This window comes from Mesorhizobium australafricanum (assembly GCF_033977265.1).
Classification (GTDB): domain Bacteria; phylum Pseudomonadota; class Alphaproteobacteria; order Rhizobiales; family Rhizobiaceae; genus Mesorhizobium; species Mesorhizobium australafricanum.
The window spans coordinates 233,843-257,157 of sequence record NZ_JAVIIT010000002.1 but is presented as its reverse complement, the minus strand read 5'-3'; the positions used below and the strand labels follow the sequence as shown (position 1 = coordinate 257,157).

The 23,315-nt window shown below is 63.8% G+C and carries 23 protein-coding genes, 1 pseudogene and 1 riboswitch; of the genes and pseudogenes, 15 read left to right on the top strand and 9 right to left on the bottom strand.

Annotation, left to right across the window (positions count from 1 at the left end; genetic code table 11):
- Positions 1-236: 236 nt before the first annotated feature.
- The gene (locus RFM98_RS04710) at positions 237-500 is read right to left on the bottom strand and encodes a DUF1344 domain-containing protein (protein WP_320211908.1); all 264 of its coding nucleotides are present in this window, start codon (positions 498-500) and stop codon (positions 237-239) included.
- A 247-nt stretch (positions 501-747) separates the two neighbouring features.
- Between RFM98_RS04710 and aroC the strand changes: the two genes are divergently transcribed.
- Positions 748-1,848, top strand: coding sequence for a chorismate synthase (gene aroC / locus RFM98_RS04705; protein ID WP_320307745.1), 1,101 nt, complete (start codon positions 748-750; stop codon positions 1,846-1,848).
- Between the two features lie 159 nt (positions 1,849-2,007).
- Entirely contained in the window at positions 2,008-3,108 is a 1,101-nt protein-coding gene (ribB, locus tag RFM98_RS04700) for a 3,4-dihydroxy-2-butanone-4-phosphate synthase (RefSeq protein ID WP_320307744.1), read from the top strand.
- 334 nt (positions 3,109-3,442) lie between these two features.
- Here the strand turns inward: ribB and RFM98_RS04695 are convergent.
- A pseudogene (locus RFM98_RS04695) lies at positions 3,443-3,724 on the bottom strand (MFS transporter); the annotation flags it as partial.
- Positions 3,725-3,988: 264 nt separating this feature from the next.
- Here RFM98_RS04695 and RFM98_RS04690 point away from each other — a divergent pair.
- Complete coding sequence (locus RFM98_RS04690) at positions 3,989-4,972, top strand: hypothetical protein (protein ID WP_320307743.1); 984 nt, start codon at positions 3,989-3,991, stop codon at positions 4,970-4,972.
- 145 nt (positions 4,973-5,117) lie between these two features.
- On the opposite strand, the gene bluB is transcribed toward RFM98_RS04690, so the two are convergent.
- Entirely contained in the window at positions 5,118-5,843 is a 726-nt protein-coding gene (gene bluB / locus RFM98_RS04685) for a 5,6-dimethylbenzimidazole synthase (RefSeq protein WP_320307742.1), read from the bottom strand.
- 43 nt (positions 5,844-5,886) lie between these two features.
- A riboswitch (cobalamin riboswitch) is annotated at positions 5,887-6,063 on the bottom strand.
- A 116-nt stretch (positions 6,064-6,179) separates the two neighbouring features.
- Between bluB and RFM98_RS04680 the strand changes: the two genes are divergently transcribed.
- From RFM98_RS04680 to RFM98_RS04655, 6 genes are all read left to right on the top strand, one after another.
- Positions 6,180-7,106: a histone deacetylase family protein gene (locus RFM98_RS04680; protein ID WP_320307741.1), complete on the top strand. Its 927-nt coding sequence runs from the start codon at positions 6,180-6,182 to the stop codon at positions 7,104-7,106.
- A 3-nt stretch (positions 7,107-7,109) separates the two neighbouring features.
- Positions 7,110-7,361, top strand: a complete 252-nt coding sequence (locus RFM98_RS04675) for an exodeoxyribonuclease VII small subunit (RefSeq protein WP_140681802.1) — start codon at positions 7,110-7,112, stop codon at positions 7,359-7,361.
- Between the two features lie 37 nt (positions 7,362-7,398).
- Positions 7,399-7,665, top strand: coding sequence for a DUF2277 domain-containing protein (locus RFM98_RS04670; protein WP_320232170.1), 267 nt, complete (start codon positions 7,399-7,401; stop codon positions 7,663-7,665).
- A gap of 10 nt (positions 7,666-7,675) precedes the next feature.
- A complete protein-coding gene (locus RFM98_RS04665; protein ID WP_320307740.1) occupies positions 7,676-8,596 on the top strand; it encodes a pirin family protein in 921 nt (306 codons plus the stop codon).
- 126 nt (positions 8,597-8,722) lie between these two features.
- Complete coding sequence (gene dxs, locus RFM98_RS04660; RefSeq protein WP_320307739.1) at positions 8,723-10,630, top strand: 1-deoxy-D-xylulose-5-phosphate synthase; 1,908 nt, start codon at positions 8,723-8,725, stop codon at positions 10,628-10,630.
- 150 nt (positions 10,631-10,780) lie between these two features.
- The gene (locus RFM98_RS04655; RefSeq protein ID WP_320307738.1) at positions 10,781-11,068 is read left to right on the top strand and encodes a hypothetical protein; all 288 of its coding nucleotides are present in this window, start codon (positions 10,781-10,783) and stop codon (positions 11,066-11,068) included.
- A 98-nt stretch (positions 11,069-11,166) separates the two neighbouring features.
- Here RFM98_RS04655 and RFM98_RS04650 read toward each other — a convergent pair whose 3' ends face one another.
- A complete protein-coding gene (locus RFM98_RS04650) occupies positions 11,167-11,568 on the bottom strand; it encodes a GFA family protein (protein WP_320307737.1) in 402 nt (133 codons plus the stop codon).
- A 107-nt stretch (positions 11,569-11,675) separates the two neighbouring features.
- Here RFM98_RS04650 and RFM98_RS04645 point away from each other — a divergent pair, with 107 nt between their 5' ends.
- From RFM98_RS04645 to RFM98_RS31335, 4 genes are all read left to right on the top strand, one after another.
- Positions 11,676-12,449, top strand: a complete 774-nt coding sequence (locus RFM98_RS04645) for a TlyA family RNA methyltransferase (protein WP_320307736.1) — start codon at positions 11,676-11,678, stop codon at positions 12,447-12,449.
- A complete protein-coding gene (locus tag RFM98_RS04640) occupies positions 12,446-13,687 on the top strand; it encodes a class I SAM-dependent RNA methyltransferase (RefSeq protein ID WP_320307735.1) in 1,242 nt (413 codons plus the stop codon). The genes RFM98_RS04645 and RFM98_RS04640 overlap by 4 nt, the downstream gene beginning before the upstream one ends.
- 185 nt (positions 13,688-13,872) lie before the next feature.
- Complete coding sequence (locus tag RFM98_RS31340) at positions 13,873-15,003, top strand: caspase family protein (protein ID WP_430682253.1); 1,131 nt, start codon at positions 13,873-13,875, stop codon at positions 15,001-15,003.
- On the top strand, positions 14,945-16,528 hold the full coding sequence (locus RFM98_RS31335) for a hypothetical protein (protein ID WP_430682252.1): 1,584 nt from the start codon (positions 14,945-14,947) through the stop codon (positions 16,526-16,528). The genes RFM98_RS31340 and RFM98_RS31335 overlap by 59 nt, the downstream gene beginning before the upstream one ends.
- 233 nt (positions 16,529-16,761) lie before the next feature.
- Here RFM98_RS31335 and RFM98_RS04630 read toward each other — a convergent pair whose 3' ends face one another.
- The 5 genes from RFM98_RS04630 to RFM98_RS04610 form a co-directional block, all read right to left on the bottom strand.
- Positions 16,762-17,505, bottom strand: coding sequence for a transglutaminase-like cysteine peptidase (locus tag RFM98_RS04630; protein WP_320307734.1), 744 nt, complete (start codon positions 17,503-17,505; stop codon positions 16,762-16,764).
- Positions 17,506-17,571: 66 nt separating this feature from the next.
- Positions 17,572-17,748 (bottom strand): hypothetical protein, encoded by a 177-nt coding sequence (locus tag RFM98_RS04625; protein ID WP_430682251.1) that lies wholly within the window; start codon positions 17,746-17,748, stop codon positions 17,572-17,574.
- Positions 17,749-17,812: 64 nt separating this feature from the next.
- A complete protein-coding gene (tldD, locus tag RFM98_RS04620) occupies positions 17,813-19,225 on the bottom strand; it encodes a metalloprotease TldD (protein WP_320307733.1) in 1,413 nt (470 codons plus the stop codon).
- A gap of 105 nt (positions 19,226-19,330) precedes the next feature.
- Positions 19,331-19,798: a YbjN domain-containing protein gene (locus RFM98_RS04615; RefSeq protein WP_320307732.1), complete on the bottom strand. Its 468-nt coding sequence runs from the start codon at positions 19,796-19,798 to the stop codon at positions 19,331-19,333.
- A 72-nt stretch (positions 19,799-19,870) separates the two neighbouring features.
- Positions 19,871-20,410, bottom strand: a complete 540-nt coding sequence (locus tag RFM98_RS04610) for an invasion associated locus B family protein (protein WP_320307731.1) — start codon at positions 20,408-20,410, stop codon at positions 19,871-19,873.
- Between the two features lie 327 nt (positions 20,411-20,737).
- Between RFM98_RS04610 and coxB the strand changes: the two genes are divergently transcribed.
- Together coxB and ctaD are read left to right on the top strand one after the other, a co-directional pair.
- Positions 20,738-21,622 (top strand): cytochrome c oxidase subunit II, encoded by an 885-nt coding sequence (gene coxB / locus RFM98_RS04605; RefSeq protein WP_320307730.1) that lies wholly within the window; start codon positions 20,738-20,740, stop codon positions 21,620-21,622.
- A gap of 38 nt (positions 21,623-21,660) precedes the next feature.
- Positions 21,661-23,310, top strand: coding sequence for a cytochrome c oxidase subunit I (gene ctaD, locus RFM98_RS04600; protein ID WP_320307729.1), 1,650 nt, complete (start codon positions 21,661-21,663; stop codon positions 23,308-23,310).
- Positions 23,311-23,315 lie beyond the last annotated feature (5 nt).

Here is a 23,315-nt window from a genome sequence, read left to right as displayed (position 1 = left end):
CGCAAGAGGGCGGACGAAGCCCGTGAAGTCGTCATCCTTGGGCGTAGCGAAGCGAAGACCCGAGGATCCATGCCGTGACCTCAGCCGAATAGTAAAAACGGGGCAGAACAGAGGTCGTTTTGGACCGCAGCGGCGCTTCGACGTAACGGCATGGATCCTAGGGTCTGCGCGCGTCGCTACGCTCCTGCTTCGCCCTAGAATGACGAAACGCGGACGCTCAGCCCCTGACTCGAAAGCTAATTCTGGTCGCTGTCGGGCAACTGCATATCCGTCACGACATTCTCGCCATTGGTCACGTCGAAGGCGATGACGATGTCCATGCCCGGCTTCAGCGAGTCGAGATCGGTCTCGGCGTTGAGCTTGTAGGCCTTTCCGTCGTCAAGCGTCAGTGTCAGCGTGTCCTTGTCGACCTTCTTGATCAGACCTTCGGTCTGGCCGGCAAACGCAGCGGCGGTGGAAATCAGCAGCATGGCGCAGGCGGCACCAATCAGGGTACGCATCGTCGTCCTCTTTTAGGTCATTGCGCCGGCTGGTAGCGGCGGATCCTCAACGGCGGATGGAAGAGAGCAGAAATCAACCGAATGTGTCAAAACTAAATCCGCCAGATCACAGTTTGATGCACCCGTTTGACCACTGTTGAAAACGCCAATAGAAGGCTGCGTGCGGCAGCGCGCGTCCTTTTGGACGCGCAAAGGACGCTGCACCACTTTGGATTGCCGGCGCCTCCGCCGGGCAGGACACACCTTCATGTCTCACAACACATTCGGCCATTTGTTTCGCGTCACCACTTGGGGTGAAAGCCATGGCGCCGCGCTCGGCTGCGTTGTCGACGGCTGCCCGCCCGGTATCCGCTTCAAGCGCGAGGACATCCAGGCCGAGCTCGATCGCCGCCGCCCCGGACAGTCGCGTTTCGTCACCCAGCGCCGCGAGCCGGACGAGGTCAAGATCCTGTCGGGCTTCATCCTCGACGAGGACGGCGAGACGATGATCACCACCGGCACGCCGGTGTCGATGCTGATCGAGAATGTCGACCAGCGCTCCAAGGACTATGGCGAGATCGCCCGCCAGTACCGTCCCGGCCATGCCGACTACACCTACGACGTCAAATACGGCCTGCGCGACCACCGCGGTGGAGGCCGCTCCTCGGCGCGCGAAACGGCAGCCAGAGTGGCGGCCGGCGCGCTGGCACGCAGGATAGTGCCCGGCATGGTGGTGCGCGGCGCGCTGGTTTCGATGGGCGAGAAGTCGATCGATCGCGCCAACTGGAACTGGAATTTCGTCGGTGATGCCGAAAACCCCTTCTTCACGCCCGATCCGGCCTCGGTCCCGGTGTTCACGCAATATCTCGACGGCATCCGCAAGGCGGGCTCCTCGGTCGGCGCGGTGATCGAGATTGTCGCCGACGGCGTGCCGGCGGGCCTCGGTGCGCCGATCTACGCCAAGCTCGACCAGGACATCGCTTCCGGCCTGATGTCGATCAACGCCGTCAAGGGCGTCGAGATCGGCAACGGCTTCGAGGCCGCCCGCATCACCGGCGAACAGAACGCCGACGAGATGCGCATGGGCAATGACGGCAAGCCGGTGTTTTTGTCCAACAATGCCGGCGGCATCCTGGGTGGCATCTCGACCGGGCAGGCGATCGTCGCGCGCTTCGCCGTCAAGCCGACCTCGTCGATCCTGACCCCGCGCCGGTCGATCGACAAGGACGGCCACGACGTCGAGGTAATGACCAAGGGCCGCCACGATCCTTGCGTCGGCATCCGCGCCGTGCCGATCGGCGAAGCCATGGTTGCCTGCGCGATAGCCGATCATTATCTGCGGCACAGAGGACAGACAGGGAGGGAGTAGGGGAGTAAGGGAGTAAGGGAGTAGGGGAGTAGGGGAGTAGGGGAGTAGGGGAGTAGGGGAGTAGGTTACGCCCTTCAGCTGGTCAGGCAAATTTTTTCCTTTCCCCTACTCCCTTACTGCCCTATTCCCCTACTCCCCTGCGAGCGAAGCGAGCACTTCATGCCTTACGACCAGAAGAAGATCGTCGAAGCGATCCGCGCCTTCGAGCGCGGCGAGATCGTCGTCGTCATGGACGATGACGGGCGCGAAAATGAGGGCGACCTGATCGTCGCCGCCGTCCACTGCACGCCGGAGAAGATGGCCTTCATCGTGCGCAACACCTCCGGCATCGTCTGCACCCCGATGCTGCGCGAAGACGCCAGGCGGCTGAACCTCGCGCCGATGGTGGCGGACAACGACTCCGCCCACACCACCGCTTTCACGGTCAGCGTCGATTTCAAGCACGGCACGACGACCGGCATTTCCGCCGACGACCGCACGCTCACCGTGCGCAACCTTGCCAACGGCAATGTCGGCCCCTCCGATTTCGTGCGCCCCGGTCACATCTTCCCGCTGATCGCGCGCGAAGGCGGCGTGCTGATGCGCTCAGGCCATACCGAAGCCGCCGTCGATCTCTGCAAGCTTGCCGGCCTGCCGCCGGTCGGCGTCATTTCCGAGCTGGTCAATGACGACGGCACGGTCAAGCGCGGCCCGGAAGTGCAGGCCTTCGCCGAAGAACATGGCCTGAAGCAGGTCTCGGTCGCCGATCTCATTGCCTACCGCCAGCGCAAGGAAACGCTGGTCGAGCGCGTCGCCTGCTCCGACATCGAGACGCTTGGTGGAAAGGCGCAGGTCTTCACCTACACGCTGCCCTGGGATTCCATGCATCATGTCGCGGTCGTCTTCGGCGACATCCGCGACGGCGAGGACGTGCCGGTCCGCCTGCATTCGGAAGATGTCGTCACCGATGTCTTCGGTACCAGCCATCGTCTCGACGGCATCATGAAGGCGATGGGCGAGCGCAGGCGCGGCGTCATCGTCTATCTGCGCGAGGGCTCGGTCGGCGTCGCCCATCAGGAGCGCCAGCGGCCGCAGAGCGGCGAGCGCGAGGACCATGAGGAAGCCCGCCGGCGCGAGAATGAGTGGCGCGAGATCGGGCTCGGCGCGCAGATTTTGAAGGATCTCGGCATTTCCTCGATCAACCTGATCGCCTCGCGCGAGCGCCATTATGTCGGCCTCGAGGGCTTTGGCATTCATATCGCCAAGACGGAGATTCTGTAGAGGATTTGACGGGTAGGAAGGCGTGGTGGCGGCCCGCCGGCGTTGCTGATTGACCGAAGCCTCTGCGACGCTGGCGATTGGCCGAGGCCTACGCTACGTCGTCATCCACGGGCGGAGCGACGCGAAGCGGCGCGCAGACCCGAGGATCCATTCCGTGACCTTGATCGTAGAATGCTACGGAGCAGAAATCTGCACCGTCGCGGTGCGTCGAAGTCACGGAATGGATCCTCGGGTCTACGCGCGTCGCTTCGCTCCTTGCTTCGCCCGTGGATGACGAAGTCGTTGAGGCTCCGGCCAACTGCCAACGTTTGCGCTGATGGTAGCCGAATAACCGTCACTCAGCCGGAACCACCGCCTCGCCCCTGTCCACATCGCAATCGTCCGTCGCCAGCCGGCATTGGCCAGCGATCACGGTGGCCAGCGCGATTGCGCCAGATGCCACCGACACCCAGAACCCGCTCTGCGGACCGAAATTGTCGACCATCCACCCGGCGGCAAAGGACCCCAGCGCCATGCCGATGCCGATCCCGGGCGTCACCCAGGTGACGCCTTCGGTCAGCATTGTCGGCGGCACGTGGAAGCGATGTCGAAGAAGGCGATCACGGCGTTCAAGCAACTGCTCGAGGGCTTGCGCAAGAAGCCTTGACGGCACGCCGGGGTAACCAAGCCACCCGGGTTGTGCACCGGTTTCGAGCCGGCGCAACCCTGCCGTGATTGACAATTGTAGGGGCGAGCGCATCCTCCTGCGCCATTCTCTTGCAGCGCCGCGCGTTCTTTGGACGCGCAAAGGACGCTGTAAAACTATGATTCAGCGCATGACCCTTTTCCGAAAATCGATTCCGATTTTCGGGGTCATGCGCGAGGGTGGAGAGTCGGGGCTATGTGGGACTTCAGCATCGGCCGGTCGGTGTCAATCATGATGCGGACATGGCCGTTCATCGTCTTTCGCATGATCGTCTATTTCGGCATCACGGTCGCCTACATCATGGCGACCGGCACCGGCGCCAGCGTCGGCTATGGCGTCGGCCATATCTCGACCGATCCTGACGGGCCGATGTCCTTTGCCTTGTGGGGCGGCGTGGTCGGCTTCGGTGTCGTCTCGATCGCCGTTTACTGGATCCGCGAATACATCCTCTATGTGCTCAAGGCCGGCCATATCGCCGTCATGGTGCATCTGATCGACGGCCATGACGTGCCCGACGGCCAGGGCCAGATCGCCTATGCTAAGGAGGTGGTCACCCAGCGCTTTGCCGAGGCCAACATCCTTTTCGTCGTCGACCAGCTGGTCAAGGGCGCCATCCGCGCCATCACCGGCCTGATCGGCGGCATCGCCGCCTTCCTGCCTATTCCGGGCCTGAGCGGCATCGTCAGCTTCATCAACACCGTCATCCGCCTGTCGCTGACCTATGTCGACGAGATCATCCTCGGCTACAACATCCGCACTAATTCGAGCTCGCCCTTCGAGACGGCGCGGCAAGGCGTCGTGCTTTACGCCCAGAACGGCAAGCACATGGTCAAGAACGCCGTCTGGCTGGCGGTAATCATGTGGGGCGTGTCCTTCGTCATCTTCCTTCTGATGCTCGCCCCGGCGGCCGCCATTCTCTGGGTCATGCCGGGCCAGCTTGCCGGCTGGGCATTCGTGCTGGCCATCGTCTTTGCCTGGGCCTTCAAGGCCGCCTTCATCGAGCCCTTTGCCATCGCTTCGTTGATGCAGGTCTATTTCGATGCGATCGAGGGCCAGGTCCCCAATCCCGAATGGGACCACCGGCTGGCCGAGGCGTCCTCGAAATTCAGGGAACTGCGCGACAAGGCGCTGGGCTCGTTTGGCGGCGGCTCGCGCTGGGATACGCCCCGGGCCGCCTGATCGGCGGCAGCCTCGGTGCGAAGAGCCGCCTGATCACGGCTTCTAGAGCAAATTCCAGGAAAAGTGTGAAACGGTTTTCCGTTCGGAATTGCGTCAAAACAAGGAGACAGAGCGGTTCGCCGTTTCCGTGAAACGGTGAAACGCTCTAAGAACCGCCGCCAAGCCTTGCGATCGCCGATTTGAGCGGCGCTTCGCCGGCGCCGTTGAATGTCTCGCTCATCACCAGTTCGGGCAGCGGCAGGCGCTTGCCCCAGCCATGCGCCTCGAGGTCCGGCTTCGGCGCGAAGGATGAGACGCGTCCAACGCAGAGATAGGCGACCGGCGTGACATGCTCCGGGATCGACAAGAGCTGCTTCAGCGCTTCCTTCTCGATGATGCTGACCCAGCCGACGCCGACACCTTCGGCCCGTGCCGCCAGCCAGAAATTCTGCACCGCGCAGACGGTGCTGTAGAGGTCCATCTCCGGGTTGTGCCAGCGCCCGAGCGGCGAGTCCTTTGAGCGATGCCGGTCGCAGGTGATGCACAGATTAAGCGCGCTTTCGCAGATGCCTTCGAGCTTCAGCTTCCTGTAGAGCGCCTGCCGTTCCTCCTCGATCGCCGGCAGTTCCTGCTCGCGCGCGGCAAGGAACAGGTCGCGCACCTGTCGCCGTCGCTCCCCATCGCGGATGACGATGAAATTCCAGGGCTGCATGTAGCCGACCGACGGCGCATGGTGGGCGGCGGTGATGAGCCGCGCCAGCACGGCATCCTCGAGGTCGTCGGCCGTGAAATGGCTGCGCACGTCACGCCTGGTGAATATCGCCCGGTAGACCGCATCGCGCGCCAATTGGTCGAAGTCATCGCCGCTCGCGGCGATTGCTGTTGCCGTCATCGCTTTTCCCCTTGCGACAAGCAGTCATCCGCCTGACCAAGCGGAGGACCATGTCTGCCAGGCCGGTCTTCTGGCTCGGGATCGACCCGTTCCGGCGCCTTCCCGTCATCGACAGTGGCTTTTGCCGGCGCGGTCCCCCTCACAGCGTTGGGCACGCCACGGAGTTCAACCGTGTTCCCGATTCTCCCGCGTCGCGGGCACCAGGCAGCGAGGAGACCTTACCGCGAAGCTTGGGCCGCGCCAATGGCGCCAGCGACACGGGCTGACGCAATTTTCCCCAGCCATTCGGCTTCTCAAACATGGTCATCCGCGCCGCGGGTGCCTAGATTAGGCGCCATGGCCACCCGTCTCTACACGCATCCGATCTTCCTGGAACACATCACGCCGCCCGGCCACCCCGAGCGGCCCGACCGTCTGCGGGCTATCGAGCGCGTGCTGGATGACGAGGCTTTTTCGGCGCTCGATCGCGTCATCGCGCCGGAAGGCGACGAGGCGACGATCCTTTATGCGCATCCCGGAAATTTCGTCGAGCGTGTCCGCGCGGCTATCCCTCAGAGCGGCATCGTCTCGATCGATGCCGATACCAGCGCCAGCCCGAAAAGCTGGCAGGCCGTGGTCAGGGCGATCGGCGCGGCCAATGCCGCTGTCGATGATGTCTTCGAGGGCCGTGCCGCAAATGCCTTCGTCGCTGCCCGCCCGCCCGGCCACCATGCCGAAAAGACCACGGCAATGGGTTTCTGCTTTTTCAACACCGCGGCGATCGCCGCCCGCCACGCGCAAAAGAAGCATCAGGCCGAACGCGTCGCCATCGTCGACTGGGACGTCCATCACGGCAACGGCACGCAGGATATTTTCTGGGACGATCCCTCGGTGCTCTATTGCTCGACGCACCAGATGCCGCTTTATCCCGGCACCGGCGCGAAAAGCGAAACCGGCGCCGGCAACATCGTCAACGCGCCGCTCGCGCCGCAGACCGGCGGAGATCTGTTCCGCGACGCCTTCCTGTCGCGCGTGCTGCCGTCCATCGATGCGTTCGCGCCGGACCTGATCATCATTTCCGCCGGCTTCGACGCGCATCACCGCGATCCGCTGGCCGAGATCAACCTGACCGAGGACGATTTCGACTGGGCGACCGGCCAGCTGATGGAGTGCGCCGGGCGCCACAGCGGCAACAAGCTCGTCAGCCTGCTTGAAGGCGGCTACGATCTGCAGGGACTGGCATTTTCAGTCGCCGCCCATGTCGGGCGGCTGATGAAGGGATAGGGTATGGCAGTGGAAGGCAATGAGGACGTCAAGGCGATGAGCTTCGAACAGGCGCTCGACGCGCTGGAGAAGATCGTCGATGATCTGGAGCGCGGCGACGTCCCGCTCGACCAGTCGATCAAGATCTATGAGCGCGGCGAGGCGCTGAAGGCCCATTGCGACCGGTTGCTGAAGGCGGCCGAGGACAAGGTCGAGAAGATCAGGCTGTCGCGCGACGGCAAGCCGGTTGGAACGGAGCCGCTCGACGCCGACTAGCTGGTGGGCAGAGCAAGCAAGGTAAGGAGTTCAAGCCATGTGCCGCAACATCAAGACCCTGGCCAATTTCGAGCCGCCGGCGACCAATGACGAAGTACATGACGCCGCGCTTCAATTCGTGCGCAAGCTGAGCGGCTCGACCAAGCCTTCCAAGCGCAACGAGCATGCCTTCCACCACGCGGTCGAGGCGATCGCCGCGATCGCGCGCGAGCTCATCGATTCGCTCGAGACCGCGCAGGAACCGCGCAACCGCGAGGAAGAAGCCGCCAAGGCGAAGGCCAGGTCGGCGCTCCGCTTCGCCTGAGGAAACCGACATGAGCTTCTTTCCGGGAAATGATCCTGAACCTGGCGATGCCTTCGCCTGCGATCAGATCGAGCTGATGGTCGTTCCCAACGCCAAGGATATCGGCGGCTTCGAGGTACGTCGCGCCTTGCCGACGGCAAAGCGCCGGCTGGTCGGCCCGTTCATCTTCTTCGACCGCATGGGGCCCGCCATCCTGCGCGCCGGCCATGCGCTCGACGTTCGTCCGCATCCGCATATCGGGCTGTCCACCGTCACCTATCTCTTCGACGGCAAGATCAGGCACCGCGACTCGCTCGGCACTGAAATGGTGATCGCGCCCGGCGACGTGAACCTGATGACCGCGGGGCGCGGCATCGTTCATTCCGAGCGCACGCCGGAGGAATTGCGCGGCGCGCCGATGTCGGTCTCCGGCTTGCAGACCTGGCTGGCGCTGCCCGACGGCAAGGAGGAGATTGCCCCGGTTTTCGCGAACACGTCGGTGATCCGCCTGCCCGAAATCGATGCCGAGGGCGTCAGCGGCCGCGTCGTCATCGGCGAGTTCTCAGGATGGCGCTCGCCCGTGGCGACCGCTTCGGACACGCTTTATGCCGATCTCAGACTGGCAGCAGGTGCCAGCGTGAAAATACCGGCCGATGCCGAGGAGCGTGCCATCTACACATTGGAAGGCGACGTCTCGATCGCCGGCGACATCTTCCCGGCCGAGCGGCTTCTGGTGTTCAAGCCAGGCGAGGAGATCGTCGTTTCCTCCGAGCGCGGCGCGCATTTCATGCTGTTCGGCGGCGCCTCGCTCGGCTCCCAGCGCTATATCTGGTGGAATTTCGTCTCGTCCTCGAAGGAACGCATCGAGCAGGCCAAGCAGGAATGGAAGACAGGCCGCTTCGATATCGTTCCTGGCGATGAGGAAGAGTTCATCCCGCTGCCGGAAGGCTAAGGCGGCACGGCTGCGCGTCACTGACGCGCATTTACATTCGCCTGCCGGCGGCCTATTTCCACGCATGATTATGGCGCAATTTGCTGGTAGCGCCGTGTTCGATCAATTGAAGCAGGACGCGCCCGAGTGAAGCCAGACACGCCGCTGCTCGACAAGGTTCGCATCCCGGCGGACCTGCGGACGCTTGATGAGGGCGCGCTGCCGCAACTCGCCGCGGAACTGCGCGCCGAGCTCATCGACGCCGTGTCGCAGACGGGCGGCCATCTTGGCGCCGGCCTCGGCGTCGTCGAGCTGACGGTCGCGCTGCATTATGTCTTCAACACGCCGGCGGACCGGCTGATCTGGGATGTCGGCCACCAGGCCTATCCGCACAAGATCCTGACCGGCCGCCGCGACCGCATCCGCACGCTGCGCCAGGAGGGCGGCCTCTCCGGCTTTACCCGGCGGGCCGAGAGCGAATACGACCCGTTTGGCGCAGCACACTCCTCGACCTCGATTTCGGCCGGCCTCGGCATGGCCATGGGCCGCGACCTGTCAGGCGGCCGCAACAATGTCATTGCCGTCATCGGCGATGGCTCGATGTCGGCCGGCATGGCCTTCGAGGCGCTGAACAATGCCGGCGCGCTCGATGCCCGGCTCATCGTCATCCTCAACGACAACGACATGTCGATCGCGCCGCCGACCGGCGCCATGAGCGCCTATCTGGCCAGGCTCGCCTCCGGCAAGGCCTATCTCGGCCTGCGCGATTTCGGCAAGAAGCTGACATCCTATCTCGGCAAGCGCGCCGACCGCGCCATCACCCGTGCGGTCGAGCATGCGCGCGGCTACGTCACCGGCGGCACCTTGTTCGAGGAGCTCGGCTTCTACCACATCGGCCCAATCGACGGGCACAATCTCGAACATCTGATCCCGGTGCTGAAGAATGTGCGCGACAACGGCAAAGGCCCGGTGCTGATCCATGTCGTGACCCAGAAGGGCAAGGGCTACGCGCCGGCGGAGGCCGCGGCCGACAAATATCACGGCGTCAACAAATTCGATGTCATCACCGGCGCGCAGGCCAAGGCGCCGGCCAACGCGCCCGCCTACACCAAGGTCTTCGCCGAGAGCCTGATCCAGGAAGCGCGCGAGGACGACCGCATCGTCGCCATCACCGCCGCCATGCCGAGCGGCACCGGCCTCGACCTCTTCGGCGAGGTGTTTCCGCAGCGGACCTTCGACGTCGGCATTGCCGAGCAGCACGCGGTGACCTTCGCCGCGGGGCTCGCCACAGAAGGCTACAAGCCCTTCGCCGCGATCTATTCCACCTTCCTGCAGCGCGCCTACGACCAGGTCGTCCACGACGTGGCGATCCAGAAACTGCCGGTGCGTTTTCCCATCGACCGGGCCGGTTTCGTCGGCGCCGACGGCGCCACCCATTGCGGCGCATTCGACACCACCTTCCTGTCCACACTGCCGGGCTTCGTCGTCATGGCCGCGGCCGATGAGGCGGAGCTTCGCCATATGGTGCGAACCGCGGCGGCCTATGATGACGGCCCGATCGCCTTCCGCTATCCGCGCGGCAATGGCGTTGGCGTCGACATGCCGGAGCGCGGTGCGGTGCTTGAAATCGGCAAGGGCCGCATCCTGAAGGAGGGCACCAAGGTGGCGTTGCTCTCCTTCGGCACTCGGCTGCAGGATTGCCTTCTGGCCGCCGAGGAACTCGGCGCGGCGGGCCTCTCCACCACCGTCGCCGACGCCCGCTTCGCCAAGCCGCTGGACGAAGATCTCATCCGGCGGCTCGCCCGTTCGCACGAGGTGCTGGTGACCGTGGAGGAGGGCGCCATCGGCGGCTTCGCCAGCCAGGTGCTGCATTTCCTCGCCCATGAAGGCTTGCTTGAAAGTGGCCTCAAGGTACGCCCGCTGGTGCTGCCGGACGTGTTCAGCGATCATGCCAAGCCGGAGAAAATGTATGCCGATGCAGGGCTGGATTCGGCAGGCATCGTGCACACGGTCTTCGCCGCGCTCGGCCATGGCGTGCAGGCGCAGCGCGCCTGAATCAGGACTTCAACACGCTGAATCGGTTTGCCGGCTTTTTGCTGTAACTATTTGTTAACGCTTCCGTTTGGCGGTTCGCTTACCCTGTCTCTTGGCCGATTTTCAACGGCGCCCTGCTAGAAGTTCGAGCCAGGCAGGGAGATAACAAAAATGAAAACGCTTCTGTGCGTCATGGCCCTTTTGGTGGCCATGGCGGCGCCGGTGGCAGCCGAAACGCGCTACGACCGCAATCTCGAAAAGGCGGTGCTGGACATCGTTGCCGGCAAGATGGGCAACATCCGCGGCGGCTTCTCCTACAAGCAAAGGCCGCAACTCGTCGTGCTGCCGGATGCCACGTCCGTCGCGCCCGCTCCGGTTGAACCGCCGCGCAAGGAAGCCTCCGGCAATGATGGCCTGACGCCGGCGGTCGAGCGCCAGGTCTCGCGCACCGTTTTCTAGAGCGGTTCACCGATTCACGGAAACGCCAAACCGCTCTATCTCTTTGTCTTGACGCAATTCCGGGCGGAAAACCGTTTCACACTTTTCCTGGAATTGCTTTAGAACCACATATCGCGCACGCAGCGGCCGTCGCTTGGCAGGTCGTCAAAACTGTCGAGCCCATCGAAATGGTCGATCGGCAGGTCCGCAACTTCCTCTGGCGGCGCCAGCCTGACATTGACCGCGACGCGCGTGCGGCCGCTCTTGCCGGCTCGCAGGCCGCGCCAGGCGACCACGCAGGCGCAGGTCGGACAGAACAGGATTTCCAGCGCGGGTTCGGTCACCTCGGCACGCGTGTAGGACTTTACCGGCCCAGCGACGCGAATGCGCTCGTCGAGATAATCATAAGCCCAGAGCGTGCCGTAGCGGCGGCAAAGCGTGCAATTGCAGGCGGTGATTCCACCAGGATCGCCTTCCAGCGTCCAGTGGGTCGCGCCGCAATGACAGGTACCCTTCAGCATTGCCACCTCCGCAGGCTGATCAACGGCCCGTTGTGCCGGCATTCTGCAGCCTCTCGCCCCGTATTCAACCCATTGCGTTCGCGCCCGGCTTTCGCCAATGAAGGCCGATGAGTTCCGCTTTGCCAGCCAGCCAGCGCCAGCGGCTCGACGAATTGCTCGTCGGGCGCGGTCTGTTCGCCAGCCGCTCACGCGCCCGCGATGCGATCGAGCGCGGCACGGTGACGGTTGACGGCGTCGTTGCCCGCAAGCCGGGCCAGCCCGTCGCGCCGGACTGCCTGATTGCAGTCGACGATCCGGCGCGGGCCTATGTATCGCGCGCCGCGCTGAAGCTGATCGCCGGTCTCGACCATTTCGGCCTGGACCCTTCCGGCAGTGAGGCGCTCGATATCGGTGCCTCGACCGGCGGCTTCACCCAGGTGCTGCTTGAACGCCGCTCAGCACACGTCACCGCGATCGATGTCGGCCACCGCCAGATGCATCCCGACATAGCCGGTGATCCGCGCGTCACCGTGATCGAAGGGCTCAACGCGCGCGATTTGACGGCAGCCGATCTCGGCGGTCGTATCCCCGGTTTCCTGGTTTGCGACGTCAGCTTCATCTCGCTGAAGCTGGCGCTGCCGCCGGCGCTGGAATTGGCGGGCGAGGGCGCCAGGGCGATTCTTCTGGTCAAGCCGCAATTCGAGGCTGGGCGCGAGGCCATCGGCAAGGGCGGCCTGCTCAAGGATCCAGGCGATGTGGAGCGCATCGCCGGGAACTTGCGCGATTGGCTCGCCGCTGTTCCCGGCTGGCGGGTCCTGGGACTGCACCCGTCGCCGATCGAGGGCGGCGACGGCAACCGCGAGTTCCTGCTCGCAGCCATAAAGGACGCGGGGTCGCGATGAGCACACGCTTCACCATCGCCAGGCTGGGCTCGCAGGGCGACGGCATCGCCAACGCCGAGGGCGGGGAGGTCTTCATCCCGTTCACGCTGCCGGGCGAAACGGTCACCGCCGCACGCCAGAAGGAGCGTGCCACGCTGATGTCGGTGCTGGAAGCCTCGCCGCTCAGGATCGATCCGGCCTGCCGCCATTTCACCGAATGCGGCGGCTGCGCGCTGCAGCACTACGAGGCTGAAGCCTACCAGCAATGGAAGCGCGAGAAGGTCGTGCAGGCGCTGAAGGCCAAGGGCATCGCCGGCGAGGTCGCCGCGCTGGTGCCTTGCGCGCCGCACACCCGCCGCCGCGTCACCTTCAGCGCTAGGCGCACCGAGGCCGGCATGCTGCTCGGCTTCGTGCGCGCGCTCTCCTCCGAGATCATCCCGATCGAGGAGTGCCCGATCTCGCTGCCGGCGATCGTCTCGGCGCTCGATCGATTGCGAGCCTTGGCTGACCTCGTCTGCGCGACGCCGAAGGCGTTTCATATGACGGTGACCGTCACGGCGTCCGGCCTCGACATTGCCGTGCAGGATGCCGGCAAGCTTGGCGACAACCAGCGCCGAATTGCGTCGAATTTCGTCATGGCCGAGGGCCTGGCGAGGCTTTCCGTCGACGGCGAGATCATCGTCGAGCCGAAGAAGCCCGTGGTGCAGTTCGGACCGGTCGCCGTAGCCCTGCCGCCCGGCGCCTTCCTGCAGGCGACGGAAGCCGCCGAGCAGACGATGGCGGGCCTCGTCGGACAGCATCTGTCGCGTGCGAAGAAACTCGCGGACCTGTTTGCCGGCTGTGGCAGCTTCGCGCTGCGGCTGGCAGTGAAATCGGAGGTCCACGCCGTCGAGGGCGATGCTCCCGCGCTCGCCGCGCTCGACCGTGCCTTCCGCTTCGCCGGCGGCCTGAAGCGGGTGACCAGCGAACGCCGCGACCTGTTCCGCCGGCCGCTGACCTTCAAGGAGTTGAACGCCTTCGACGGCCTGGTCTTCGATCCGCCGCGCGCCGGCGCCGAGGACCAGTCGAAGCAGATCGCCCGTTCCGACGTGCCGCTGATCGCCGCCGTCTCCTGCAATCCGGTGACGTTCGCGCGGGATTTGCGCATCCTCATCGACGGCGGCTATCAGCTGAAGAGCGTGACGCCGATCGACCAGTTCCTGTGGTCGCCGCATGTCGAGGCCGTGGCATTGCTGGAGAAGCCGAGACGGCGCCGATAGTCCGGCGGTGCGCAAGGAATTTTGTGAAGCCTCTGTTCCTTCGAACGAAATTGCGCCCTAAAGCCGCCTTTTTGCGGGTCTTAATTTCGCGCTGTAGGGAAACATTCCTGCCTCTCCGGCGTTACTGCTCTGAACGGACGGCGGACAACTCTGAACGGACGGCGGACAACGGATAGCGGATTGCAATGCAAACGCTTCAGAAATTCATCGGCCTCATCGTCGTTCTCATCGTCGCTGTCGCGTCTGCTACGGGCGCGCTCGCGCAGGAGCAAAAACGCCTCGCTTTCGTCATTGGAAATGCCGCCTATTCGTCAGGCGAACTGGCGACCCCGGCGAACGACGCTGGGCTGATCGGACAGACCTTGCAGGCGGCCGGCTTCGATGTGGTCGGCGCGCGCGACGTCGACCAGGAATCGCTGCGCGGCGCCTTCCGCGATTTCCTTGCCAAGGTTTCGGCCGCCGGCCCTGATGCGGTCGTTTTCGTCTACCTCGCCGGTCATGGCGCGCAGTTCGAGGGTGAAAACTACTTCCTGCCGGTTGACGCCAACATCGCCAATCCCGCCGATGTGCCGCTCCAGGCCATTCGGGTCTCCGACCTCACCCGACCGCTTGCCGCCCTGCCGACGAAGGTCAACATCATTGTGCTTGACGCGGCGCGGCCGAATGCGTTCCCGCAGACGAAAGAGCCGCTGGCCGGCGGTCTCGCGCTGGTCGATCCCGACCCGAATATGCTGATCGCCTTCAACGCCGCTCCGGGAACCGCGGCACCCGAGGGCAAGGGACCGTATGGCCCCTATGCCCAGGCGCTCGCCGAGATGATGCGCGAGGGCGGCCTGCCGCTCGAAGACGTGTTCGACCGTACGCGCCTGCGCGTCAACGAGGTGACGCAAGGGGCCGAAGTGCCGTGGGACGCCTCGAAGATCAGCGCGCCTTTCGTCTTCTTCGACCGTGCGCCGGATGCGCCAGCGCCAAGGTTTCCGAGGCCGAAGACCAAGCCAACCGGACCCGGGAAATCCGCGATTTCGATGCCCGCGATGCCTATGTGGCGGCCCTCGACCGCGACACGATGCGCGGCTACCAGGATTTCCTCGCCGCCTATCCGCACGATCCGATGGCCAAGCGGGTGCGCGCCATTGTCGCCGCGCGGCGCGAGGCGATCACCTGGCGCCAGACCTGGATGCGGGATACGCCGGAAGCCTACTGGTCCTACCTGGACCGCTATCCGCACGGGCCGCATGCCTGGACGCGCGCCGCCGGTTGGAGCATTTCGACGCCGAGCTCGAGCCGCCGTCGAGTTTCACCGTCATCGTCTATGACGTGCCGCCGCCGCCGCCGGAGGAAATCATCTATGTCGACCGGCCGGTGCTCTATTTCGACGACCCAGATTTCGATTTCGAACCACCGCCGCCGGTCGCAATCATCTTCCTGCCGCCACCGCCGCCGGACTTCATCGTGCTGCCGCCGCCGCGGCCGCCGGAAGAGATTTTCGTTCTGCCGGTGCCGGTCTTCGTGCCCGTGCCGGTGTGGGTCAACCCGCCGCGCAACATCGTGCCGCCGCGGGACAACATCATCTTCAACAACATCCACAACACGACCGTCATCAACACCATCAACAACACGACGATCCGCAACGAGACCGCCAATCAGGCCGGACAGCCAAACGGCAGTGCTGAGGGCGGCCTCACCGCCGGCCAGAAGATGACCGGAGCTGCCGTCGGTACCGGCGCAGCGCTGGCGGCCAAGGTCGCGCTGCCGCCGCTGTTGAAGAAGAGGGCGGGCATATCCGGTCAGGCCCAGTCGTCCGGTCAGGCCCAGTTCAATCAGAATCAGGGCGGCTTGCCGCTGAAGCCCGGCCAGGGTCTAACGCAGGGCCAGCAGCCTGATGCTACGACTCCGCTGTCGAAGAACCTGTCCGCCCGCAAGCTCGGAACCGACCACGCCTTGCCGGGAGCCGATGGCAAAGCGCTGCCGCTCGTCAACGGCAAGCCGGTGCTCAACGGCCGGAACCCGCCCAACGACAGGTCCAGGAAGCTGCTTGGCAAACAGGATACCTTGGGCAGCGATCAGCAAGCGACAGGAAATGCCGGTGGCGCCGTCAACGGAGAGCAGGACACGGGTCAGCGGAAGGGCAAGAAATTCCGCAAGCTGCCGACCGTCAACGGCTTGCCGGCCGATAGCGGACTGAGCGCACAGGAAAAATTCAGGAAGAACAATCCGAATGCGTTGTCCGACCAAGGCAACGGCAAACCGAAAAGGCTGATGCGCAAGGATCTGTCAGCCGGCCAGTCCATAGTCGAACCGGGCGATCAGGGCTCGGCCAACAGAAACGACAAAGGCAAGAAATTCGGCAAGCTGCCGACCGTCAACGGTGAGCCGGCTGACAACCGGCCGAGCGTGCAGAAGCACCTGAGGAAGAACAATCCGGACGTGTTCTCCGACCAGTCCCAGGGCTCGGTCGACGGGAGCGTCAAGAACAAGTTCCGCAGACTGCCGACCGTCAATGGTGAGCCGACCGACAATGGGCCGAGCATGCAGAAGCGGCTCAGGAGGAACAATCCGGATGTCTTCTCCGGCGAGAATCAGGGCTCGGCCAGCGGGAACGACGGGGGCAGGAAGTTCCGCAGGCTGCAGAGCGAAGAAGGTTCCGCCGGCCCCGAAGTCAACGTCCAGCGCAACTTCAAGGTCAACAGGCCGAACGAGAATGCGCAGCGCCAGTTCAAGCTGCAGGAAAACCCCAACGCTCAGGAGCGACGTCTGCCGCAGCAGCCCAAGGAGCAGCCGCCGCAAGGAAACAAGAAGCCGGTCTGCGGCAATCCGGGCGAGCCGCCCTGCAAGCAGTAGACGTCGAGGTTCGGCAATAATAGGTCGCCGTTGCGCGGGTCGGACTTTCCGGCCCGCGAATTTGCGAGGCAGGGGCACCTGCCTTACCGCGTGCACAGATCCGTCAAGGTTGATCCGCTCAGGCCACTTAAAGCGCGCCGCGCTGAACCGGATTCAGGCGACGCGCTTGTCTTTATTTTGATGCATGTCGTTGTCCCAGAACCGCTGCACACTTCTGCGTGACTTGCATTTGTCTACGAGTTTGGCGACATGCGCGAGGCTTTCCCGCCGCGCTGGTTGAGCGAAACCCAGATGTTGGGGTTCTGTTGCGATTGGCGTTTCAGGAAATAATAGCCGGTAGCGTTCCAGGGGCGGATTTCGTCGACCATATTGTCCAGCACGAGATCGCCCTTGTCGGTCTTTACCGTCAGGACGGTGTGGCCCTCATTGTTCAGGTCGCGCACCACCGTCATCAGCAGCGCCTGACGGGGAAATCCCGCCTCCTGGAGAAGCTTGCGCTTGTAGAGGGCGTAGATCTTGCAATCGCCCTTGCCGTCCACCGGATAGTCCCAGTGATCCATCATCGTGCCCCAGTGATCGTAGTTGCTGACGGGCTTGATGGAGCGGTTCGCCTTTTGGTTTATCCGCCTGAGGATGCTCAGCTTCTGCGCGGTCAGCTTGACGCTCGTGGCAGGCAGGGCTGGCACCTTGCACTCTTTGGGCCGGCGATGGCAGAAATCGAGCCAGCCATAGGGAACGCTGGTGCTTCCGCCAACCGTGGCGGAACCGGAAGCTGGTTGCGTCGACGTTCGCTTGAACCACGTCGACTGCGCCGCCGCCGGAGCGGTTGATAGCGATGTCGCGCCAACCAACGAAACGAGGCCAAGCAGCAAAGAAGAGGTCAGGACGCCAGGGGAACGCAGCACGGCCAACTCCACCGCAACGAGAAAGACTGGCGACAGGCTAGTGCGCAAACGCCGGCGCAGCCAATTAAACAATTAATAATATCCTAACACGATTGTGTTTCGCGTAAGGCAGAGGCCGTCCCGCTGCACGGGTTGGCATCAATCGCGAGCGTCGCGCTGCTGCGCTTCGGCGAGTACGCCCGCATCCATATCCTCAAGTGTTTTCGGCCCGCCAGAATGCTGTAGGATTCCAAACACGTCCTGCGGCCGCGTCGGCGCAAAGGCCGGCATCGGTTTCAAATCAACGCCCTCTGGCGAGTTCTCGGGTTTGGACATGATGGCTACACGCTCGAGTGAAATGTCGTCTCGCAGACGATTCTACCGGAACGATGCCAACGCCTCAAACCCTGGTGCCGCCCACCGTCATCTGGTTCATCCTCAGATGCGGCTGGCCGACGCCGACGGGCACGCCTTGTCCGGCCTTGCCGCACATGCCGATGCCGGTGTCGAGCTTCATGTCGTTGCCGATCATGCTCACCCGGTGCATGGCATCCGGTCCGTTGCCGATCAGCATCGCGCCCTTGATCGGCTGCGTCACCTTGCCGTTCTCGATCATGTAGGCCTCGGTGCAGCCGAACACGAATTTGCCGGAGGTGATGTCGACCTGGCCGCCGCCGAAGGAAACGGCGTAGATGCCGTTCTTGACCGAGGCGATGATCTCGTCCGGGTCCATGTCGCCGGAGGTCATGTAGGTGTTGGTCATGCGCGGCATCGGCTGGTGCGCATAGCCTTCGCGCCGGCCGTTGCCGGTCGCTTTCATGCCCATCAGCCGGGCGTTCTGGCGGTCCTGCATATAGCCGACCAGTATGCCGTCCTCGATCAGCACGTTGCGCGCCGAAGGCGTTCCTTCGTCGTCGACGGTGAGCGAGCCGCGCCGCTCGGGGATCGTGCCGTCGTCGACCACGGTGACGCCCTTCGCCGCTACCTGGCTGCCCATCAAGCCGGCGAAGGCCGACGTCTTCTTGCGATTGAAATCGCCTTCCAGCCCATGGCCGACCGCTTCGTGCAGCATCACGCCTGGCCAGCCGCTGGAGAGCACTATGTCGAACGTGCCGGCCGGCGCGGGGACGGCCTCGAGGTTGACCAGCGCCTGCCGCAGCGCCTCGCCTGCCGCGTGCTTCCAGCTTTCCTCGCTGACGAACTCGCCAAAGCTCTTGCGGCCGCCCATGCCGTAGGAGCCGCTCTCCTGCCGGTCGCCGCTGCCGACCACGACCGAAACGTTGATCCGGACCAGCGGGCGGATGTCGCGCACGATCTGGCCGTCGCCGCGCACGATCTCGACATGCTGCCAAGAGGCGGCGAGCGAGGCCGTCACCTGCCGCACGCGCGGATCCTTTGCGCGCAGCCAGCCGTCGATCTCTTGCAGGAGCTTGGCCTTGGTCTCGAAGGAAGGCGAGGGGATCGGGTTCTCATCGCCATAAAGATGGGTATTGGTGCGGGCAGGGGCCGCGGCCAGTAGGCCGGAATAGCCGCCCTTGACCGCCGAGACGGCATCGGCCGCTCGCAGCAGCGAGGCTTCGGAGAGATCGCTGGAATGCGCATAGCCGCTGGCCTCGCCGGCCACGGCGCGCAAGCCAAACCCCTGGTCGGTGTTGAAATTGGCCGTCTTCAGCCGGCCATTGTCGAACATCAGCGCTTCGCTCTCGCTGTATTCAAGGAACAGCTCGCCGTCGTCGGCGCCCTTGATGGTCTCGGCGACGATCTCTTTGACGCGATCGTCGGAAATGTCGAATTGGCCGATCAGGCTGTTCATGGCAAATCCATTCATGGAAACAAATCGTTGCACGGATGTAGGCGCGAAGCCACCGTCAGACAATCGCCAACACGATCATGCCGGCGATTGCGTCGCTGCCAGCCGTCACTTCTCGTTGACGAAGTCCTTGATGTTGCTGGACATCGAGCCCCAGTTGGAGAACTGCTCCTCGAGATTGGCCCTTGTGATGCCGCCGGCGAAGCTGACATCCATCTTGAAATTCGAGCCGTCACCCGAATAGGCCTTCACCCAACGGTACTTCGTGTTCCACGCGTTGGCCTGTTCGGCGGAGAGCGGCTCGGTGTAACCCGTCGAGAATTGCAGCGACTTGCAGTTGACGTGGTCTTCGCAGCCATAGAAATAGATCACGTATTTGACGCCCTCGATCCGCCCCGAAATCATCGGATCGCCGTTGTCGTCCTTGCCCATCCTGGCCGAGCCGAAACCTTTGGCGATTTCTAGGACCGCCGTGGGGTCGGGCTGATGGAGGATTTCGGCATCCTCGGCCCGGGCGACCGAAATCGCGCCAGCCAACGCCAAGCCTGTAATGAAAATGGATAACGTCGCGCGCATCGAGCCTCCTTGCCGCCGAACGCGCATTCGCCACCGGACCTCAGCGTCAGGAGCGGCGCATGGGCAAGAAGATCAAGGTAGGGCGGCGAAGCCGTCCGCAAAGCCCTTGAGGTCGACAGGGATGCCGATGCCTTCTTCCGGCGTCTGGAAGACGATGAAAGTGGCCGACGTGCCGCTCTTCAGCGTGTCGAGCAGCGGCTTTTCGAGGATCACCTCGGCATAGCAGCCGTCCTGGAAGCAGCGCACGAAATAGGCGCGGCCTATATCCTTGCCGTCGACATTGAGGCCGAGGCCGTTGGGCAAGAGCACGCCGAGCGGCGCCAGCACGCGCAGGATCTCGGCCTTGTTGTCGGCGGTGCGCAGCACCACGACCGAAAGGCCCATTTCGGGGCGATCCTCGGCGACGACGTTCTGCATCATCACGCATTGTTCGGAGGTAGCACCCGCCGGCGTATCGCAGATGATCGACCACGCGCCATGCGTCGACTTGACCGTGCCGCTGGGGGGCGTGGCATTATTCGGCGAGGCAGTGGCGCCCACGGCTACGCCGACGCCGAGCAAGGCGAGGGTAAGGACGACCTTCGCCAGGGTTCTCGAAAGCCAGGAAGTCATGACGGCTCCATTGCGAATCACGGCACTTTAAGCCGCGCCGGGGCCAAGTAAAGGACGAGACCGTCGCCGGTCCGCCCCGATACCGGTAATTGCGTGCTTTTCCAAAGCAAATTCGCCCGAATTGCGACCGTTGCGCAAATAGCATGGCGATGGCCGAACACGGCCTTCGGCTTGCGCGCAAAAATGCCGCACGGTTTCCTCCGCTCCTTTCTTGCGGAGGGAAATAGAGTATGGTTTGAACCAGCCTAGGACAGACCGGGATTCCCAATCCCGGCATTCTCCGTTATTGGTGCGACCAGGTCGCGGGAAGTGGGAGACGAGAGGGCGATGAGGAAATTCCTGGCAAGCGCTGAATTCTTGGCAGGTACGGCAGCTTCGGCCGTGCTCTTCTCCAGTGCGGCGGCCCGTGCCGACCAGCCGCGGGAATGGGAGATGACCTTCCAGGCTCCGGCGACCGACATGATGCGGCAGATCGAGAGGTTCGGGAACTACACCATGTGGTTCATCGTTCCGATCACCATCCTGGTGCTGGTGCTTCTGCTGGTCTGCATCATGCGCTTCCGCGCCAGCGTCAATCCGGTGCCGTCCAAGACCAGCCACAACACGCTGATCGAAGTTATCTGGACGGTCGGGCCGGTGATCGTGCTGTTGCTCATCGCCATTCCCTCCTTCCAGCTGCTCACCGCGCAGTACACGCCGAAGGAAGAAGCCAAGCTCACCGTCAAGGCGACCGGCAACCAGTGGAACTGGGACTACGAGTACCAGGTCGACAAGACCTTCTCCTTCAACTCGGCGGTTCTCCAGGATGCCGACCGCGCCAAGGCCGGCAAGGAAGACCGCGGCCTCTATCCGCGCCTGCTCGCCGTCGACAACGAGCTGGTCGTGCCGGTCGACACCATGACCCGCGTGCTGATCACCGCCACCGACGTCATCCACTCCTTCGCCGTGCCGTCCTTCGGCATCAAGATGGATGCCGTTCCGGGCCGCACCAACGAGACCTGGTTCAAGGCGGAGAAGGAAGGCCTCTACTACGGCCAGTGCTCGCAGCTCTGCGGCAAGGACCATGCCTTCATGCCGATCGCGGTGCGCGTCGTGTCCGATGCGCAGTTCAAGACCTGGCTGGATACGGCCAAGACCGATGTGCCCGGCGCCAACAAGGCGCTGATGGCCGAGATCGATGGTACCAACAAGGTAGCGGCCGCCGGCAACTGATGCCGCGGGTTAGCAGGATTTAGGGAACGGAGCGGAACATGGCAGAGGCTGCAGCTCACGATCACGACGACCACAGGCCGCAAGGTTGGGTCCGCTGGGTCTACTCGACCAACCACAAGGACATCGGCACGCTCTACCTGATCTTCGCGATCATGGCCGGCATCGTCGGCGGCGCGCTCTCGGTCGCCATCCGCATGGAGCTGCAGGAGCCGGGTATCCAGATCTTCAGCGGCCTGGCCCAGATGGTCTACGGCATGCAGGGTGACGCCGCCATCGACGGCGGCAAGAGCATGTACAACGCCTTCGGCGCCGCGCACGGCCTGATCATGATCTTCTTCATGGTCATGCCGGCCCTGATCGGCGGCTTCGCCAATTGGATGGTGCCGATCATGATCGGCGCGCCGGACATGGCCTTCCCGCGCATGAACAACATTTCCTTCTGGCTGTTGCCGCCGGCCTTCATCCTGCTGCTCTCCTCGATGTTCGTGCCGAGCGCGCCGGGCGCTTTCGGCGTCGGCGGTGGCTGGACGATCTATCCGCCGCTCTCGACGTCCGGCCAGCCAGGCCCCGCGATGGATCTGGCGATCCTGTCGATCCACATCGCCGGCGCGTCGTCGATCCTCGGCGCCATCAACTTCATCACCACCATCTTCAACATGCGCGCTCCCGGCATGACGCTGCACAAGATGCCGCTGTTTGCCTGGGCGGTGCTGATCACCGCCTTCCTGCTGCTCTTGTCGCTGCCGGTCCTGGCGGGCGCCATCACCATGCTGCTCACCGACCGCAATTTCGGCACCTCCTTCTTCGTGGCGGAGAATGGCGGTGACCCGATCCTCTTCCAGCACCTGTTCTGGTTCTTCGGCCATCCCGAGGTGTACATCCTGATCCTGCCGGGCTTCGGCATCGTCAGCCACATCGTCTCGACCTTCTCGAAGAAGCCCGTCTTCGGTTATCTCGGCATGGCCTACGCCATGGTTGCGATCGGCGCCGTCGGCTTCATCGTCTGGGCGCACCACATGTATACGACCGGCCTGTCGCTCGACACGCAGCGCTACTTCGTGTTCGCCACCATGGTCATCGCGGTGCCGACCGGCGTGAAGATCTTCTCCTGGATCGCCACCATGTGGGGCGGCTCGATCTCCTTCAAGCCGCCGATGCTGTGGGCGCTGGGCTTCATCTTCCTGTTCACCATCGGTGGCGTCACCGGCGTTCAGCTGGCCAATGCAGGCCTCGACCGCTCGCTGCACGACACCTATTTCGTGATCGCCCACTTCCACTACGTGCTATCGCTGGGCGCCGTGTTCGCGATCTTCGCCGGCTGGTACTACTGGTTCCCGAAGATGACCGGCTACATGTACTCGCCGGTGATCGCCAACACCCACTTCTGGGTCACCTTCGTCGGCGTCAACCTGATCTTCTTCCCGCAGCACTTCCTCGGTCTCGCCGGCATGCCGCGCCGTACCGTCGACTATCCGGACGCATTCGCCGGCTGGAACATGGTGTCGTCCTACGGCTCCTACATCGCGGCCGTCGGTGTTGCGATCTTCCTCTACGGCGTGTTCGAAGCCTTCCAGAAGAAGCGCGTCGCGGGCGCCAACCCGTGGGGCGAGGGTGCCACCACGCTCGAATGGCAGCTGCCTTCGCCGCCGCCGTTCCACCAGTGGGAACAGCTGCCGAGGATCAAGTAAGCAGC

Coding starts and splice junctions, on each gene's coding strand:
- RFM98_RS04710 (WP_320211908.1), bottom strand. CDS start 500: ATGCGTACCCTGATTGGTGCCGCCTGCGCCATGCTGCTGATTTCCACC.
- aroC (WP_320307745.1), top strand. CDS start 748: ATGTCTCACAACACATTCGGCCATTTGTTTCGCGTCACCACTTGGGGT.
- ribB (WP_320307744.1), top strand. CDS start 2,008: ATGCCTTACGACCAGAAGAAGATCGTCGAAGCGATCCGCGCCTTCGAG.
- RFM98_RS04690 (WP_320307743.1), top strand. CDS start 3,989: ATGTGGGACTTCAGCATCGGCCGGTCGGTGTCAATCATGATGCGGACA.
- bluB (WP_320307742.1), bottom strand. CDS start 5,843: ATGACGGCAACAGCAATCGCCGCGAGCGGCGATGACTTCGACCAATTG.
- RFM98_RS04680 (WP_320307741.1), top strand. CDS start 6,180: ATGGCCACCCGTCTCTACACGCATCCGATCTTCCTGGAACACATCACG.
- RFM98_RS04675 (WP_140681802.1), top strand. CDS start 7,110: ATGGCAGTGGAAGGCAATGAGGACGTCAAGGCGATGAGCTTCGAACAG.
- RFM98_RS04670 (WP_320232170.1), top strand. CDS start 7,399: ATGTGCCGCAACATCAAGACCCTGGCCAATTTCGAGCCGCCGGCGACC.
- RFM98_RS04665 (WP_320307740.1), top strand. CDS start 7,676: ATGAGCTTCTTTCCGGGAAATGATCCTGAACCTGGCGATGCCTTCGCC.
- RFM98_RS04655 (WP_320307738.1), top strand. CDS start 10,781: ATGAAAACGCTTCTGTGCGTCATGGCCCTTTTGGTGGCCATGGCGGCG.
- RFM98_RS04650 (WP_320307737.1), bottom strand. CDS start 11,568: ATGCTGAAGGGTACCTGTCATTGCGGCGCGACCCACTGGACGCTGGAA.
- RFM98_RS04645 (WP_320307736.1), top strand. CDS start 11,676: ATGAGTTCCGCTTTGCCAGCCAGCCAGCGCCAGCGGCTCGACGAATTG.
- RFM98_RS04640 (WP_320307735.1), top strand. CDS start 12,446: ATGAGCACACGCTTCACCATCGCCAGGCTGGGCTCGCAGGGCGACGGC.
- RFM98_RS31340 (WP_430682253.1), top strand. CDS start 13,873: ATGCAAACGCTTCAGAAATTCATCGGCCTCATCGTCGTTCTCATCGTC.
- RFM98_RS04625 (WP_430682251.1), bottom strand. CDS start 17,748: ATGTCCAAACCCGAGAACTCGCCAGAGGGCGTTGATTTGAAACCGATG.
- tldD (WP_320307733.1), bottom strand. CDS start 19,225: ATGAACAGCCTGATCGGCCAATTCGACATTTCCGACGATCGCGTCAAA.
- RFM98_RS04615 (WP_320307732.1), bottom strand. CDS start 19,798: ATGCGCGCGACGTTATCCATTTTCATTACAGGCTTGGCGTTGGCTGGC.
- RFM98_RS04610 (WP_320307731.1), bottom strand. CDS start 20,410: ATGACTTCCTGGCTTTCGAGAACCCTGGCGAAGGTCGTCCTTACCCTC.
- coxB (WP_320307730.1), top strand. CDS start 20,738: ATGAGGAAATTCCTGGCAAGCGCTGAATTCTTGGCAGGTACGGCAGCT.
- ctaD (WP_320307729.1), top strand. CDS start 21,661: ATGGCAGAGGCTGCAGCTCACGATCACGACGACCACAGGCCGCAAGGT.